Source organism: Candidatus Electronema sp. TJ (genome assembly GCF_048287355.1).
Classification (GTDB): domain Bacteria; phylum Desulfobacterota; class Desulfobulbia; order Desulfobulbales; family Desulfobulbaceae; genus Electronema.
Map to the genome: position 1 here is coordinate 1 of NZ_JBLWEP010000007.1, position 17063 is coordinate 17063.

17 protein-coding genes are annotated in these 17063 nt (G+C 50.2%); 2 read left to right on the forward strand and 15 right to left on the reverse strand.

What is annotated here, in order from left to right; all coding sequences use genetic code 11:
• The 15 genes from ACNKID_RS01075 to ACNKID_RS01145 all read right to left on the reverse strand — a co-directional run.
• A partial coding sequence (locus tag ACNKID_RS01075; RefSeq protein WP_417911581.1) for a glycosyltransferase family 2 protein occupies positions 1-897 on the reverse strand: 897 nt, incomplete at its 3' end.
• A gap of 72 nt (positions 898-969) precedes the next feature.
• Complete coding sequence (locus ACNKID_RS01080) at positions 970-1701, reverse strand: cephalosporin hydroxylase family protein (protein ID WP_417911582.1); 732 nt, start codon at positions 1699-1701, stop codon at positions 970-972.
• Between the two features lie 12 nt (positions 1702-1713).
• Entirely contained in the window at positions 1714-2469 is a 756-nt protein-coding gene (locus ACNKID_RS01085) for a TylF/MycF/NovP-related O-methyltransferase (RefSeq protein WP_417911583.1), read from the reverse strand.
• Positions 2469-3194: a GNAT family N-acetyltransferase gene (locus tag ACNKID_RS01090; RefSeq protein ID WP_417911584.1), complete on the reverse strand. Its 726-nt coding sequence runs from the start codon at positions 3192-3194 to the stop codon at positions 2469-2471. Before ACNKID_RS01090 ends, ACNKID_RS01085 begins: the two co-directional genes overlap by 1 nt.
• Positions 3187-4308 (reverse strand): DegT/DnrJ/EryC1/StrS family aminotransferase, encoded by a 1122-nt coding sequence (locus ACNKID_RS01095; protein WP_417911585.1) that lies wholly within the window; start codon positions 4306-4308, stop codon positions 3187-3189. The genes ACNKID_RS01090 and ACNKID_RS01095 overlap by 8 nt, the downstream gene beginning before the upstream one ends.
• Entirely contained in the window at positions 4305-5528 is a 1224-nt protein-coding gene (locus ACNKID_RS01100; RefSeq protein WP_417911586.1) for a methyltransferase domain-containing protein, read from the reverse strand. Before ACNKID_RS01100 ends, ACNKID_RS01095 begins: the two co-directional genes overlap by 4 nt.
• A complete protein-coding gene (gene rfbC, locus ACNKID_RS01105; protein ID WP_417911587.1) occupies positions 5525-6088 on the reverse strand; it encodes a dTDP-4-dehydrorhamnose 3,5-epimerase in 564 nt (187 codons plus the stop codon). The genes ACNKID_RS01100 and rfbC overlap by 4 nt, the downstream gene beginning before the upstream one ends.
• Positions 6085-7149 (reverse strand): CDP-glucose 4,6-dehydratase, encoded by a 1065-nt coding sequence (gene rfbG, locus ACNKID_RS01110; protein ID WP_417911588.1) that lies wholly within the window; start codon positions 7147-7149, stop codon positions 6085-6087. The genes rfbC and rfbG overlap by 4 nt, the downstream gene beginning before the upstream one ends.
• Complete coding sequence (gene rfbF / locus ACNKID_RS01115; protein WP_417911589.1) at positions 7130-7915, reverse strand: glucose-1-phosphate cytidylyltransferase; 786 nt, start codon at positions 7913-7915, stop codon at positions 7130-7132. The genes rfbG and rfbF overlap by 20 nt, the downstream gene beginning before the upstream one ends.
• Positions 7916-8184: 269 nt before the next feature.
• Positions 8185-9477: an ABC transporter ATP-binding protein gene (locus ACNKID_RS01120; RefSeq protein ID WP_417911590.1), complete on the reverse strand. Its 1293-nt coding sequence runs from the start codon at positions 9475-9477 to the stop codon at positions 8185-8187.
• Positions 9478-9486: 9 nt separating this feature from the next.
• On the reverse strand, positions 9487-10350 hold the full coding sequence (locus tag ACNKID_RS01125) for an ABC transporter permease (protein WP_417911591.1): 864 nt from the start codon (positions 10348-10350) through the stop codon (positions 9487-9489).
• A gap of 7 nt (positions 10351-10357) precedes the next feature.
• A complete protein-coding gene (locus ACNKID_RS01130; RefSeq protein WP_417911592.1) occupies positions 10358-10855 on the reverse strand; it encodes a GbsR/MarR family transcriptional regulator in 498 nt (165 codons plus the stop codon).
• Positions 10856-10933: 78 nt separating this feature from the next.
• Positions 10934-11953 carry a UDP-glucose 4-epimerase GalE gene (gene galE / locus ACNKID_RS01135; RefSeq protein ID WP_417911593.1) on the reverse strand — a complete coding sequence of 340 codons (1020 nt, stop codon included), beginning with the start codon at positions 11951-11953 and terminating at the stop codon, positions 10934-10936.
• Positions 11954-12028: 75 nt separating this feature from the next.
• Positions 12029-14005 (reverse strand): adenylate/guanylate cyclase domain-containing protein, encoded by a 1977-nt coding sequence (locus ACNKID_RS01140; RefSeq protein WP_417911594.1) that lies wholly within the window; start codon positions 14003-14005, stop codon positions 12029-12031.
• Between the two features lie 43 nt (positions 14006-14048).
• Positions 14049-15263, reverse strand: a complete 1215-nt coding sequence (locus tag ACNKID_RS01145; protein ID WP_417911595.1) for a sugar ABC transporter substrate-binding protein — start codon at positions 15261-15263, stop codon at positions 14049-14051.
• Between the two features lie 176 nt (positions 15264-15439).
• Here ACNKID_RS01145 and ACNKID_RS01150 point away from each other — a divergent pair, with 176 nt between their 5' ends.
• Both ACNKID_RS01150 and ligA read left to right on the forward strand, forming a co-directional pair.
• A complete protein-coding gene (locus ACNKID_RS01150) occupies positions 15440-15628 on the forward strand; it encodes a tautomerase family protein (RefSeq protein ID WP_417911596.1) in 189 nt (62 codons plus the stop codon).
• A 1-nt stretch (position 15629) separates the two neighbouring features.
• Positions 15630-17063 (forward strand): NAD-dependent DNA ligase LigA (ligA, locus tag ACNKID_RS01155; protein WP_417911597.1); only part of this gene is annotated, 1434 nt, incomplete at its 3' end.

The window sequence follows — 17063 nt, forward strand, 5'->3', positions numbered from 1 at the left end:
GCGTGCAAAAAAAGGATAGTATAAACGGGAAAAGAGATCGTAACAATGAATAATGACATTTTCATTTATGAAGCGCTTCTGTAAAATACAGTACACTGTATCAGCAAGAATGTCTCTTTCAAATTCAGATATAACAGAGCTTTTCTTTAAAAAAAATCTAATCTCCATTGCCAACCATCTCCTTGGAACCCGTTCTGCGATTTTTGGCAATCCATACATGTCGAGAAGACGTTTCCATGGATTCTTTATAAAAAGATGTGAAGCATCTCGTATAATATATGTACTGCCAACAATTTTTATCTTTCCGAGATATGCAATTTCCGCTAATATACACCAATCATTACCTAGAAAATTTCTATGCATATCAACTAAACTAAGAACAGAATTTTTGTATACCCCATAAAATATTCCATTATCTATAACTGTTCTGAAATAATCAAGTAGACGCTCACTTGGAGTATCACTATCAAAACTTCTATTAACACCATTATAGACAGTGTTATCAGGTCTTCGATAGATTGCTGTTCCAGCAGCAAGCACAATTTCTGTATCGTTCTCCAAAAAATCTAGGCATTTTTCAATATAGTCTATCGCTAATATATCATCATCTGCAGCCCACATAAAATATACACCTGATGCATACTCCTTAACGAAAATAAAATTATCCAGAACATTTACAGCTTCTTTCTGTCGAAAATATCTCACCCTTGCATCGTTCTTCGCATAGTCACTTCCTATTTTCTGAACTTCTAAATTATCAGAAGCATTATCAGAAATAATGATTTCTATATTCTCATAAGTTTGCGATACTAATGAATACAATATTCGTTTTAATCCTTCTGGCCTATTATAGCAAGGAACTCCTATGCTGACTAGTGGCCTTTCTTTGTAACTCATTATTATTTATATGTTTCAAATAAATATTTATCAATGATACTAATCAGTTCAAGATATATCTTGAAATTCCTATCAACTAACTCTCTTTAAATACCCGTCCGGCGCAACCGTAATCAAAAATTTATGCTGAATACTCTTATCAATTTCAAATTCTGGATGCGTCTTCAAATATTCCCAAACAGCGGTCTTCGGATTATTGCCCGGTCCCCAAGGACGGTCTGGAAACATATCAGCAGGCATGTCTTCCACTGCGGTATCAAAGACTACGCAATAACTGCCAATACTAGTCAGCGGTGCGTAGGCCTCAAGTTCTGCTAATACATGCTCATGGGTGTGGTTGCTGTCCAAGCATACCATAACTCGGGAATAATTAGCTGCAATTGCCTTGACCTGAGCGATGACCTCTGGCGTGATGCTAGAACCTTGAATCATCTGAATGCGTGAGCGCATGGGATGCGCCTCAATCACAGCACGATTGGGAACGCGAATATCAATATCAATACCGAGCACTTTGCGTCTTGATAGTTTCGGATCAATATTGTTGCCACTCTCTATAGCATAGCACATATCTAGCAAGGCTAACATTGAAGCACTAAAAATTATCGATCCTCCATATGCAATACCCGTTTCAATAATAAGATCAGGTTGTATTTGCCAAATTATTTCTTGCATAGCTATTATATCTTGAGGGTATTGAATTATCCTGCATCCTCCCCAAGAAAAATTGTAAGAATAATTATAATAGCCAGAAGCTATCAGCCACTTCTTGGTTGTCTCCAAAAAATCAATATCCTGCTTATTCATATCAACAACACCTTAGTCGATGACTGCAAAAGAAAATTGAGAGACAAAGGGATAACGTTCTATTTTCAAATTTGATATTCCTATAGTCTCTAAAACAGCTTGTGTTTCACCTGGCCAAGATTTATCATTTAATTCGTCAAAAACAATAACAGCACCTTTAGGCATTCTTGGTAAAAAATATTCAATAGCAATTTTTGTTGGCTCAAAAATGTCAAAATCAAGATATAACATAGCGACTACAAGATGTTTATTATGAATTAAATACTCAGGAATTGTTTTTGTTGCATCGCCCATGACAAGTTCAACTCTTGGAATATGACCTATTGAACGATTCATGTCATATAAATGTACACATTTCTCGATATCCTGATAAGCTTTTGAAGACAGGCCCCCTTTTTTTGCGAAATCTGGATTATCTCCCTTGTCTTTCTCGTGTATATTTGGAAATCCTTCAAAAGTATCAAATCCGATAATTCTTCGAGAATGATTCACAGGTTCATAAATGGCACTTAAATTCGCCCAAGTCATTAATCCTCCTCCAAGGAAAACACCGCACTCAACAATATGTCCATGTATCCCTATAACCTTTTTAAATATCTCATGCTTCGCCAAAAAAGTTGAGATGATTTGTCTAGGTACATACTTGGTAAAATTTTGAAGTTTTTCAAAAAAAGTTCCATTGCTTTCTTGAAAATATAGTTCCATCTCATTACGATATTGGATATCGTTTTTGGTTTGAGTACGAACATCTTGCATAGAAAATTTCATCACTGATCTCCTGTAATAGCAGTAGAAAGAATAGTATTCTGTTTTAACTGAACAGATTTTTCAACCCAAGGATGCATGTTGTAAAAAATATCTCTTGACAACTCCATGTGAAGACAGGAAAAGTTTACTGGATATTCTGTTTTATAATTTTCAATATATTCAACAGTTCCGTTAAATTCTTGACGAAAAAGCTTAACCACGTGAGTAATGGAAAAACCAACAGAGTAATGAAGTCGGATTGTCAAATAATTATTTGAAAAAACGCGTAGCTTTACAATATCATAATCTAAGTAATCAAACATCCAGTTAAGTAATGCAATCTCTGTAAAATATATCAGTTGAGGATCACCACCTTTTTTTCCACGTATCAAGTTATCTAGCTCACCTGATTTTTTAGAAAGATTGCATGCCCCAAAGTTCCCAATAGCTTCTCCATCAAGTAAACAGATAAGAAATAATATACGATTATGACTAGGAATAACAATATCTTCAATCCACTTTCTTGTTCTGTCATGAGTTGCTTGGAATTGCGTCATAAAATATTTCATATAACGCTGTCGCCACGTTGTAAGTGCTGCAATAATAAAATTATTTTTAGCAGTTACCCGATCTACGCAAGACAACCTACCAATTGCTTGCCCATTTTGTTTTCTTATTAAGATAGAAAAATTCTTTTCGCTATCTTCATTTTTTTTTTCACCCATTATTTTTTCTATTTTACCCATGACACGACCTTTTTATGGCAACTATCACTTCAATAACTCTAGATAATTCATGCTCGCTTATTTCATGATAAGATGGAAGATTTATAGATCGTTTAAAAATATTCCAAGCTATTATATTATTTTCTTCATTTTTAAACATAGAAAAACTTGATAACGGCCAGAAAAATACTCGTGCATCTATATTTTCTGCTGCAAAAGCGTCCTGCAATTTTTCCAGAGTCACCCCTGATTTCTCAGAAAAAATAACCGTCGGCATCCATGCCCCATTTATGGTGTCTTCTGGTTCCGGATTCATTCCAGCTACACCTATGAGTTTTTCCAGCCGCTCGCGGTAATAAGCAAGAATTTCACGTTTCCTGTTGACCAACTCTTCTATACGCTCCATCTGAGCGCAGCCAATAGCGGCTTGGATATTCGACATCTTGTATTTGAAACCCACCATATCCGGCCAGAATTGCTTGGTCTGCCTGCGGGAGCGACCGTGATTGCTCAATGTCAAAACGTGATCGTACAACTCCGGGTTATTAGTGACAAACATGCCACCCTCTCCGGTTGTCAGTGTTTTAGTGCCATGAAATGAGAATGCGCCAAATACCCCCATTGAACCTGCACGCCTGCCATGATAAACGGAGCCAACCGCTTCTGCGGCATCCTCAATCACTGGGATGCCGTATTTTGTCCCGATAGCCAGCAATCTGTCCATGTCACACAAATTGCCATATAAATGGACGGCAACAATTGCTTTAGTTCGCGGCGTGATAGCCTGCTCAACCAAGTCTGGATCTATGCACCAAGAATCTGGCAGAATATCAACGAATATTGGTTTTGCCCCCAGATGCACAATAGGCGATGCAGTGGCAATCCAATTCGTGTCAGCCATGATGACTTCATCGCCAATGCCAATGCCAAGCGCAGCCATACCCATATGCAAGGCACCCGTGCAGCTTGAGGTGGCGATGGCGTATTGCACACCCAAATATTGCCTGAACAACCCTTCAAAACGACTGATGTATTCGTAACACCTGTCACCCCAACCATTAGCAGCGGCATCGGCAGCGTAGCGAACCTCAAGCTCCGTGATTGAAGGCTTGGTGTATAGGATGCGCGGCTTCATGCAATCTCCAATCTTGGCACTGCCGTGACAAACCGTGTTCCTCTCTCAGGCAGCCCGGCAAGCTGCCCCCGGATTTCTTGAGCCAGATTCCACGGCAGGATCAGCACAACATCGGGATTATACTCTGCCAGTGCGAAAGGAGCAAGGATTGGAATGCGGCTGCCCGGCAAGAATTTGCCCTGCTTGGACGGCGCGGCATCGCTGACAAAGGGCAGCAAATCAGGCTTAATCCCGGCATAGTTGAGCAAAGTATTTCCCTTGGCGGCGGCACCATATCCTGCAACCTTCTTGCCTGCCTTTTTCTGAGCGATCAAAAAAGTCAGCAGGTCATCCTTAGCCGCATCAGCACGGGCTTGGAAATTTTCGTACACCTCAACAGTCTGCAAACCGCGCCGGATTTCTTCCGCAAGCAGATCGGCAACCGCTGGAGCGACCTCACACGGATCATCGTCATGACAACCGAACACACGCAGACTGCCGCCATGCGTGGCAAGTTGCTCGACCTCCCATATCCGCAGCCCCGCCGCTTGAAAGATGCGGCTGACCGTGTTCAACGAGAAATAGGAGAAATGCTCGTGATAGACTGTGTCAAACTGAGTCTGTTCAAGTAACCGCAGTAGGTGCGGGAATTCCAATGTGATCGTGCCACCTGGTCTGAGCACAGCCTTCAGTCCCCGCGTGAAGTCGTTGATATCCGGCACATGGGCGTACACATTGTTGCCGATGAGCAGATCAGCCTGCCTGCCCTGAGCTGCCAGCCGCTTGCCAAACTGCTCGCTGAAAAATTCACACAGCACCGGAATGCCAAGCTGTTTGGCGGCAGAAGCAGTGCTGGCGGTCGGCTCAATGCCTAAGCACGGAATTTCAGCGGCGACAAAATTTTTCAGCAAGTATCCGTCATTGCAAGCAATCTCAATCACTAAATTGTCCCTACCCAGATTCAGCCGAGAAATCATGTCTTGGGCATACTGCTCCGCATGCCGCAGCCAACTCGTCGAAGTACTGGAAAAATAGGCATAATCTGATCGAAACAGCTCGTCTGCCTGCGTATAATCTACAGTCTGCGCCAGCCAGCAGCGGTTGCAGATCATAACTTTCAGTGGATAATGTAGCTCAGGCCGGTTCAGATCGTTCTTGCTCAGATACGCATTGGACGGCGGTGCGGTGCCGAGATCAAGAAAGGTGCGCGTGAGCGGCGTTCCGCAATGCCGACAGTTCATAGGAGTTCCACTCCCTTGAAAGCATCTGTCAGCAGAGGATGCGCCTGATCGCGGCCCGAAAGTTCGGCGACAGCCAACGGCCAAGCGATCTTGAGACGCGGATCATCAAACCGCAGCCCAGCTTCTTTCTGTGGCGCATAGGCGGCTGTGTGCAGATAAATCAATTCACAATTGTCTGACAAAGTCTGAAATCCATGAACATAGCCCTCCGGGATCAGCAGAGCCTGACCATTTTCTGCTGAAAGACATTCCGCGTGCCAATGCAAAAAAGTAGATGAACCAGTCCGCAGATCAACCGCCACGTCCCAGACTTCTCCCTGGATGCAGCTCACAAGTTTCATCTCGGCATAAGGCGGTAGCTGATAATGCAGCCCTCGCACCGTGCCGCGCAGGGCGGTGAAGGTGTGATTGATTTGAACAACTGGCTTTTGCCAGCCAGCAGCGGCCAATTCCTCAGCACAGAATAAACGCGAGAGAAATCCACGCTGATCGCCGAATCGCTGGTGCGTGATACGCTTGAGACCAGCAAGCGGCAGATCACTGATCATGAATCGGCTCATAAGGCAGCCTCGTATGCGGCAATATCTTCTTCACAAAGCCTGCGTACATCGGCACCACCACACTGCGCTTTGTACCAAGCCATTGTGCGCTGCACTGCCTCAGTCAGCGGCATGCGGGGCTGAACACCGAGAAGCTGTTTCGCCTTAGCGATCTCCAGCACCAAACGGCCTGCCTCGTGTGGGCCTTCGCTGCTGTCGCTGTGCTGTACCTCGCCATTGCCATACGCCGCCTGCGCCAATTCAATTACCTCTCGCACAGAGACGGCCTCATGGGTGGGCGGCCCAAAATTGTAGGCCCCTGCCAGCTCCGCATGATCCCAAAGCTGCTGGGCAAGCACCAGATAGCCAGCCAGCGGCTCAAGGACATGCTGCCAAGGGCGAACTGCATCAGGACGGCGGATATGCAGCACCTTGCTTGCCTGCCAAGCCCGGACGGCATCTGGGATCAGACGATCTTCTGACCAGTCACCGCCGCCAATCACATTCCCGGCCCGTGCGCTGGCAACCGCAACGCCCTGTTCGACAAAAAACGCTTTGTGATAGCTGTCAAGCACTATTTCACATGCGGCCTTGCTCGCACTGTATGGGTCGTGTCCGCCCAGTGCATCATCTTCCCGATAAGGCCACGGCCGCTCATTGTTGCGATAAACTTTATCCGTCGTTATCATCATTGCGACTTGAACAGGACTGCCGCGCAGGGCATCCAGCACATTGGCCGTGCCCATAATGTTGACGGAAAACGTTTCCAGCGGCGCACGATAACTGGCACGGACCAAAGGCTGGGCCGCCAGATGGAACACAACTTCAGGTTCAGCTATCCTGATGCGATCGGCCAAGACCGCTGCGTCGCGGATGTCGCAAAAATGACTGTTGCAGAGAACCGCAATATCAGCCAGTTCAAACAAATTTGGCGCAGTGTTCGGCGGCAAACTGATGCCGGTGATCTTTGCCCCCATCCGACTGAGCCAAAGTGTCAGCCAAGCACCTTTAAAGCCGCTATGGCCTGTGATCAGCACACGCTTGCCACGCCAAAAAGCGCAATCAGGCTTGGCAGCTGTCATTCCACATTTTCCAAGGAGCTTTGCCGCTGCTCCACAGCTCTTCCAGCAAACTTTTGTCCCGCAGAGTGTCCATCGGCTGCCAAAAGCCACGGTGTCTGTAGGCGGCAAGTTGCCCTTCTTTCGCCAGCCGCTCCAATGGCTCCTTTTCCCAACTTGTCTTGTCTCCGTCAATATAATCTATTACTTGAGGAGAAAGAACAAAATAACCTCCGTTGATCCATGCCCCGTCACCATCCGGTTTTTCTTCAAAGCGGACAACTTTGTCTGTGTCCATGTTGAGTGCACCGAAACGTCCCGGCGGCTGCATAGCCGTCATGGTGGCCAGTGTGTTTTGTCTTTTATGAAAGTCTATCAACTCGGTGATATTGACATTTCCTACTCCATCGCCATAGGTGAAGCAAAATGGACCGTCATTCAGATACGGCCTGATCCGTTTCAGGCGCCCGCCAGTCATAGTCAATTCCCCGGTGTCAACAAGGGTCACGCGCCACGGTTCTCCTTTTCTGCAATGCACCTCCATCTCGTTTTTCCTCAGATCAAAGGTGACATCAGACATATGAAGGAAATAATGAGCAAAATATTCTTTGACAATATAGCCTTTGTAACCAAGACAGATGATGAAGTCATTAATTCCATACGCGGCATAGATTTTCATTATATGCCAAAGGATCGGCTTGCCGCCGATCTCAATCATCGGCTTGGGCTTCAGATGGGTTTCTTCGGCGATACGTGTGCCAAGGCCGCCGGCTAGAATAACAGCCTGCATGATATGAACCTATCTCAAAATAAACGAAGCAGAATAATTGAAAAGGCAAGCAGCAAAAAAGCCAAGAAATTATCAGCATGACGCTCATGTCGAACAATCAGCCGCCTGAAGTTTTGAAGCCAAGCAAAAAAAGGCGTTCAGTTTTCCAGCGGCGTTTATGATACCTCAGTTTCCGTCCTGAGTTTTCGGCTGAGTCCGATTGCGGCGACGCGGGGCGATCATCTCAACCCCATGCTTTTTCAGAAGTTCCGTATCAAGCTTGTCGCATATCAGGTCACTGCCTGTATGTTCCACGACAAACGAGGACGTATCACACCGGGAATTTTTGTGGCAAAACCATAATTCCATTCATCAGGATTTTTTTTATCTACAATATTAAAAATTAATATATTTTTTTCATAAAAATTTATCGTATACTGTTTCGCATTGTTTTTATGGTAAGAAGTCACAGCGCAACCTACCGTATAAGCACCTTCATTCAACAAAAAAGGAGGAACAGTGCATTCAGCTCTATAACGACCTGCTTTCATTGGCACAACACTAGGACTGTTCATACAACATACATATTGTCCTTCGGCAGTAAAAAGATGGTAGTTAGGCACACAACTATCTGTTGTCTCCTGCAATATGTCGTAAGTCATGACGATTTTAATTTCATCACACATCTCTGCCTGCTGCGTTTTCGAACCATCTTTGTTGACAATTGACGCATTGACAAAACGACAAAATTCATCTCCTGTACTTATCGCTTCTATATTTTTTACATCCGAAATTTTATCGTAAAATAACAATACAACTTCTGAAATTTGATCATTCCTGACAATAAAACCACATTCTAACAACAGCCCTTTCTTGCAGAGAGTGCTAATCATTGCCATATTATGACTCACAAACAACACCGTCCTGCCCGCCCTACTCACCTCCCCCATCTTGCCCAAGCATTTTTTCTGAAACTCCGCATCTCCAACCGCCAAAACCTCATCCACTACCAGAATTTCCGGCTCCAGATGCGCTGCAACAGCAAAGGCAAGGCGAACATACATTCCGGAAGAATATCGTTTCACAGGTGTATCGATGAATTTTTCCACCCCAGAAAAATCTATAATCTCATCTAGCTTAGTCTTGATCTCCTGCTTGGACATGCCAAGAATGGCACCGTTCATGAAAATGTTTTCCCGGCCTGTCAGCTCAGGATGAAAGCCGGTGCCGACTTCAAGCAGGCTGGCGATCCGTCCTTTGATCTTGATCTGGCCTTTGGTCGGCGCGGTGACGCGGGAGAGCAGTTTCAGCAGGGTGGACTTGCCTGCTCCGTTTCTGCCGATAATGCCAAGAATCTCTCCTTCTTTAACTTCTAAATTGATATCCCGCAAGGCCCAAAAACGGTCGCCTTCAACTTGCTTCTCTTGCCCGGCCAGCATCGACTGAATTTTACTGTTCGGATCTTCTTTGCCCCGCACTCTGGCCCACCATGACTGCAAGTCGCGGGTCAAGGTGCCATGACCGATCACGCCAAGGCGGTATTCCTTCCAAAGACCTTCTATCTGGATGACTGTGTCGCTCATCGCCGCCGATCAGACTGTGTCCATGAAGGTCTTTTCGATCCGGCTGAAGAGCACCACGCCTGCGGTCAGAAGCAGCAGAGTAATCAGACAGCTCAGGCCGATGTGGCTCCATTGCAGCGAGCTGACACCGAAGCACATGTGGCGAAAACTCTCGACTATTGCTGTCACCGGATTCAGCACATACCACGGCAGCAGCCAGCCCGGCACTTGGCTCATCGGATAGACCACCGGTGTCGCGTACATCCAGAGCTGCACTAAAAAATTCATCGCCAGCCGCAGGTCTTTGTACTTAGTGGTCATTGACGAGAAGAGCACGCCCAGTCCGAAACTGAGCAGGGCCATCTGCGCCAGCAGCAGCGGCAAAAACAGCAGCCAGCCTGTGGGCTGCACCGGTGCGCCGTTCAGGCGGATATACAAATAAAAAGCAATAAACAAAGCCAACTGGATGCCGAACTGCAAAAAATTGACAAGCACTGTCGCCAGCGGCACTGTCAGCCGGGGAAAATAAACTTTGCCGAAAATGTTGGCGTTGGCGTTGAAGGTGTTCGATGTCGCTGTCAGGCTGGTTGAGAAATAGCCCCAGATCACGCTGCCGGCCATGTAAAAGAGGAAGGGCGGCAGCTCATCTGTGGGAATTCTCGCCACTTTGCCGAAAATAATCGTGAACACCACTGTGGTGAAGAGCGGCTGAATGATATACCAGAGCGGGCCAAGAATCGTCTGCTTGTACTGGGTGACAAAATCCCGCCGCACAAACATGCTGACAAGATCACGATACCGCCACAGCTCTTTCAGGTCAATGTCAAACCAGCCGGTTTTCGGCCTGAGGATCAGGTCCCACTGCCCGCTGTCTGTGTCCGCCGCCTGCCGCATCTCTTTCTTATTTAATGTGTTTCGCCAAAAAAACGAGCAGAGGGCTGCCGGAAAGACGCAGCATGACGCTCTGCAATTTTTTTGCCCGGCTGAGACGCTGCTGGAGGAAGACCTCCTCCTCGCTGTCTCCGCTGCCAAGCAGCTCAAGTACGCTGTCCAACTCCCCGCCGAAAAGAACCGCCTTCTGCCGGAGAAAAGCGAGCAGGCCCTGCTGAAGGCTGCTGCCAATGTTGTCCGCGCTGCGGTAGTATTTCTTCCGGTCGCCGCTGACCCAGATCCGGCGGACAAAACCGAGCTGCTCTAGCTGGCGGACAGCGATGCTGACCGAGGCCTTGCTCAGAGCAAGTGCCTCGCCGATGCTGTCCAAGGACTGCGCCTCTTTCTGGAGATAGAGATGCACCATGACCTGACCGACAATCCGGCCCGCGCCAAGCTCTTGCGATGTCCGCGCCCCGGCCTCCGCCAGCCGCCGCCGCGCTTCAGTCAGCCTCTCCTCTCCGCTCATGCTCCGTCAGCAAGTTTTACAATTTTTTAAAAGTACATTAAGTCGCCGCAGATTGCAAGAGCATTTTTCGAGTCCAATTCAGCTGCGGTATCCGTCGGGATTTTTCGCCTGCCAGTTCCAAGCATCCCGGCACATGGTGGCCAAGTCACGCTCCGCCTTCCAGCTCAGCTCGCGTTCAGCCAGCGAAGGATCAGCGTAGCAACAGGCGATATCTCCCGCCCGTCTGGACGCGATGACATAGGGAATTTTCCGTCCTGAAGCCTGCTCAAAGGCGGTGATCATCTCCAGCACCGAACAGCCGCGTCCTGTGCCCAGATTGTACGTCGCCACGCCCGCCTGCTGTTCTATCCGCTCCAATGCCCTCAAGTGTCCTGTCGCCAGATCAGCCACATGAATGTAATCACGCACACCGGTACCGTCCGGGGTGGGATAGTCCTTGCCAAAAACAGAGAGCCGCTCCAGCTTGCCCACCGCAACTTGTGAAATATAGGGCATCAGGTTGTTAGGAATGCCGTTGGGATCCTCGCCAATTTCGCCGCTTTCATGCGCACCCACCGGATTAAAATAACGGAGCAGAGCGATGCTCCATGCCGGGTCTGCCCGATGCAGATCGCGGAGGATGTCCTCAATCATCGCCTTGGTGCGGGCGTATGGATTTGTGCATGTGCCCAGCGGGCATGCCTCAGTGATTGGCACAATGGCCGGGGTGCCGTAAACTGTGGCGGATGAGCTGAAAACAAACTTTTTCACCCCATGCCGCTGCATGGCTTGGCAGAGATTGACCGTGCCAGCAAGATTGTTATGATAGTAGGCCAGCGGTTTTTCAACGGACTCTCCCACCGCCTTGAGACCCGCGAAATGAATGACCGCCGCCGCGCCAGGACTTTGCCGGAACACCTCTTCCACTGCTGCCGGATCGACAAGGTCAGCCTGATAAAAGCGCAGCATCCGACCCGCGAGCCGCTCCACCCGGTCCAGGCTTTCGCGGCAGGCATTGCAAAGGTTGTCGATGACCGTCACGTCATGACCGTTTTTCAGCAGCTCCAGACAGGTGTGGCTGCCAATGTATCCGGCTCCGCCGGTGACAATAATATGCATGGAAACGTCTCCGCTCTGTTGTTAAGAAAGTCTCTGCTTTGTAGCCTGAACCTCCTGCGTTCCGCAAGGAAAATATCATTTTTCCCGCAGACGGGTCACGCCGTCCCAACAGCAGCCCGTGCCGCGCCAGATGCTGCTCTCGCAGCGCTCGATGTACATGACCGCCGCTTTATCCCCTGGATGCTGACTGAGCACCTGTCGCATCATTGTGACCGCCTGCAAGAATTCCTTTTCCCGGTAGAGCGACACCCCCAGCTCAAACTGCTCCTTGGTCTTCAGCTTTCGGCTTTGGACATCCTTATGTTCGCCGTCGACCACCTCAAGCACGGTCACAGGATGCTTTTTTCCTTTGACTGCGACCAAATCCAACACCCGGACATGAAATTGACTAGGGTCGACAAGATTGTAAAAAGTCTGATCGCTGATCAGCATGGCCGCGCCGTAGAGCTTAGTCAGCCCCTCTAGGCGCGAAGCCAGATTTACAGCGTCGCTGATCACCGTGCCCTCCATCCGGCCATGCTCGCCGATGGTGCCGAGCATCAGGTCGCCGGTATTAATGCCGATCCCCATCCGCACCGGCTCAAAGCCGTATTTTTTGATCTCCTCATTGTGTGTCTCTAAGGCACGGAGCATGGCGACACCCGCCTTGACTGCATCGTCTGGACGCTCATGAAACAGGGCCATGATGCTGTCGCCGATGTATTTGTCAATAAAGCCGCCGTGCTCGCGGATGATTGGGCCAATTCTGTTGAGCACCGAATTAACGAAGCGGAAGTTGTCTTCAGGACTCATACGTTCGGAAATTTCCGTGAAATTGCGGATGTCGGCGAACATTACCGACATATGCCGCCGCACATGATCGCCGAGCTGCACATCGATGATTGATTTTTTTTCCAGATGACTGAGCAGGTCATTTGGAACAAAGCGGGCGTAGGCATGATTGATCTGTTTCAGCTCGTTGAACTGCTCCATGATTTTGCTCCCCATGTTGGTGAGAAGATCGGCGAAGCTCTTGAATTCGATGAAATGCAGTGCCTCTTCAGTGTGATGATAGTTGCCCAAGGAATACTGATTGACGATCCGCTTCATTTTTTCCAGCGGCGCGGCCAGCATTCTGGCGGCAAAGCAAGACAGCAGCAGCAGCGGGAACAGGGCGGCTAAAAAGGCGACGGCGACCTTCCGCAGCGTCCGGTTCGCTTCAGAGAAACGCACCGACTCCGGCTCGGACAGGGTGATACGGAAGGCGATCGCCACAGCACCTTCTGCCGTGCTGCTGAGCAGCAGCGGTGCCCCGCTGGAAATCCGCAGCTCTCCGCCTTGGCGAGGCGCATTTTGCTGCCGCCGGAGGAGCGAATGGCCAGAGTCCTCCTCCATAAAGGAGAAGGATTCTGGCGGCCTGACCATCGATGCCAGATAGTTGATCAAATATTCCGCAGGGAGCACTGCCGCCAGTGCTCCTTTTATCACTTTCCTGCCGCTGCCCTCGCCGATTTTCTCCACCAGCGGAACAATCAGCGCAAGCCCATAGTCGCTGGGAAAAGCTCGCAAGATTGGACTGCCGTTCTTCTGGGGAGCGACGAGCTGGAAACTTCGCTCGATAAACTGCCTGTCGCGGAAGGAGACAAAGACATATTTCGACTGAACGGTTTCGGCAGGCTGTCCAAGCATGTCAGCAACAGCTTTGCGGACCGGTTCTGGCAATGCCGTCGCCTCGGCGGCGGCAGGGACGGCCTCAGCGGGCAACAACGAGTCATCAATCAGATAGACGGAAAGCACCACCGGGTTGTCATCTTTGAACTGAAACATGTAACGGGCGGCAAGGCCCCGAAAAAGCGAGCTGTAGGCGGCAATGACCACGTCGCTCGTCTCGCCGAGCGTAACTAAGCGGGTCGCGGTCAGCTCAATCTGATGACTGAGGCTCAGGGAAAGATGCTGAGCGCGCAGACGCAGCTCGCTGAGCGCATCATCCTTGGTGATCTGGTAGATTTTTTCAATCAGCGGCAAGGACAGAAGTAAGGCGGGCAAAGCCGAGGCGACGAGCATAATCGTCATCAACGCGCTGCGGAAACTGCGGAAGCAGATCATAGTGCAAGCCTCATGGTGCTGCCGCCTGCGCATGGCGGCGCATCTCGTTTTCTGCGATGCGCTGCATGAGCTGCGCCGCCTGCGCAGCATCAACGGAACCGGTCATGAAACGATGAAAGCCTTTACGCATTCCCTCCCACGCGAAGGTCATGCCCGGCTCGCTCGGCATAGCGCGGGCCAGCTCAAGCTGCCGCAGTATCTTCTGCTGATTGGCATCGGCCTCTTGCTGGAATTCCGCCAGCACCTTCTGATGCACCGGAATCCGTTTCAGCTCCCTGCGCATCCGCCGCTGCATCTCCACGCTCTGCATAAAGAGAATGAATTTTTTCAGCACTTCTCCCTTTGACCCGTTCAGGGAATCCTGAGGAAAAATTAAAACATGGGTTGAGAACATTGGCACTGCCGGGCCGCTGGCAAGGGCCGGGATGACCGCCACACCCAAATTTTCACCCAACGCCTGCTCCGCTTGGGCATATGCCCAGTCGCCGTTCAGGGCATAGGCAAATTTTCCGGCAAAAAAAAGCTTGGCGCAGCAGTCGTAGCCGCATTCGCGTGAGACGAGTCCCTGATCGGCAAGGGATTTGTAAAAACGCAGCGCTTCCTGCATGGCTTGGCTGTCAAGGGTGATTTTCCCCCCTTTCATCGGCCAGCCACCAAAGGCACCGAGAAAACTGACAAACCAATACATTTCATTGTAGTTCCAGCCGATCAGCTCAACATCCTGCCGCTCCAGCTCAGTTCGCTGCGTCGCCAGTTCGGTCCATGTCGCGGCAGGCTGACGGACAAATCGCTTGTTGTACAGCAGCATAAGATGATTGCCGCCCAGCACCGGCGCACCGTAGAGCTTGCCGCAAGATGAAGCTGTGGCGTGACACTCCTCGCTGATTTGTGGATTTTTCAAAGAAGACGGGATTTCAGACAGCCTGAGCTGGGCGTGAATACCGATGAAATCCGAGGGCACAAAAACAACATCAGGCATCTTTCCGCGCAATGACCATTTCAGCAGCTCCTGTTTCAGCTGATCAACAGGAATGTATTCCGCTTTCAGAATGACATTGTTCTCCTTGCTGAACTCTGAGCAGGCTAGGTCTATAAATTTAGTGCTGTCAGACTCCTTATGCCAGAAAATAATTTTATGCTCTTCTGCCGACACCAGTCTTGCAGCTAGCATGAAAAAAAATAGAAGACAGCCTGCTGCGGCGACGGTCATTTCCTTTCTCTTCATGCGTCTACCCCCTTTGCGTCGGATGCGTTTGGAAATATGCTTCTTTCTCTCCGCTTCAGCCATTTTTATACCAAAATGCCTTTCGACTTTAAAGTGAAATTCTGCTAAGATCATCCGCCAAGGGCGCGGACGCAGCCGCGCCGGGCAATTCTTTCCACTAAAAAAAGGAGCACAACATGCCCTATGTGAGCATCCGGGTTGCCGGAACACTGACCAGAACGCAGAAGAGAAACATCGCCAGAGGCGTGACCGACGTGCTTGTCCGCGAAACCGGCAAGCCGGAAGATTCCATCCTCATCTTTATTGACGAGGAGCAGCGCGAAAACATCGCCTCCGGCGGCCAGCTGCTGGATGAGCCGAACTGAAATGACACGGCAGCAAGCGGAGCTGCGGTTGACGGCGTTGCGGGCGGAGCTGCAAGACCATGCACACCAATACTATGTGCAGGATGCCCCAGTCATCAGCGATGCGGAATACGACCGGCTTTTTCGTGAGCTGCTGTGCATGGAGGCGCAGTTCCCGGACTTGGTCACGCTAGATTCGCCCAGCCAGCGTGTTGGCGGCGAGCCGCTGGCCGCCTTCGCCGAAGCGATTCATACGCTGCCCATGCTCAGTCTGGACAACATCTTCGCTGCCGAAGAGCTGGCGGATTTTGAGGAGCGCGTCCGGCGGCGGCTGAAGTCCACGGCCCAGCTGACGTGGACAGCGGAGCCGAAGATTGACGGCTTGGCCGTGGAGCTGCGCTACGAGAACGGCTTCTTTGTCGAGGGATCAACGCGCGGCAACGGCTTTGTCGGCGAGAACATCACTGCCAACCTGCGCACAGTGCGCAATATTCCCCTGCGCCTGCTCGCGGACGGGCCACTGCCGGAACGATTGGCTGTGCGGGGCGAGGTCTATCTGTCAAAAAAGGATTTCGCCGCCCTCAATCAGCAGCGGGCCGGGCAGGATGAGCCGCTTTTCGCCAATCCGCGCAATGCCGCCGCCGGTTCGCTGCGCCAGCTTGATCCGAAAATCACCGCCGCCCGCCCGCTCAGTTTCTTCGTCTATGGCGTGGCTGATCCTGCCGCCCTGCCTTGCGCGAGCTTAACCGAGTTGTTTCCTCATCTGCGTTCGCTCGGCTTCCCGGTCAATCCGCTGATCAAATTCTGCCGCAGTCTGGCCGAGGCCGAGGAGCACTACCGCCATCTTCAGCAGATCCGCCACGGGCTGGACTACGAGATTGACGGCATGGTCATCAAGGCCGCCAGCTTTGCCGTGCAGGAGGAGCTGGGCAGCACGGCCCGTGCCCCGCGCTGGGCTGTGGCGTGGAAGTTTCCGGCGGAAGAGGCCGAGGCGGTGATGAGCGGGGTGGAATATCAGGTCGGGCGGACAGGAGCGATCACGCCAGTGGCAGTGCTGGAGCCGATGAATATCGGCGGGGTCGTCGTGCGTCGTGCGGCCCTGCACAATCAGGATGAAATCCAACGCAAGGGGCTGATGATCGGCGACACGGTGCTGGTGCGGCGGGCGGGCGATGTCATCCCGGAAGTGATCAGGCCGCTGCCTGAGCGGCGCACTGGGCAGGAGCAGCCAATTGTTTTCCCAAAGGAATGTCCGTCCTGCAATAATGCTTTGCATCGGCCTGAAGGCGAGGCCGTGACTCGATGCCGCAATCCACGCTGCCCGGCGCAGCGGCTTCAGCGCATCATCTGGTTTGCTGGAAAATCAGGACTGGACATTGAAGGCTTAGGGCCGAAAAATGTTGAGAAGCTGGCTGAGGCCAAGCTGATTGAGGACATCCCTGACATCTTCTGTCTG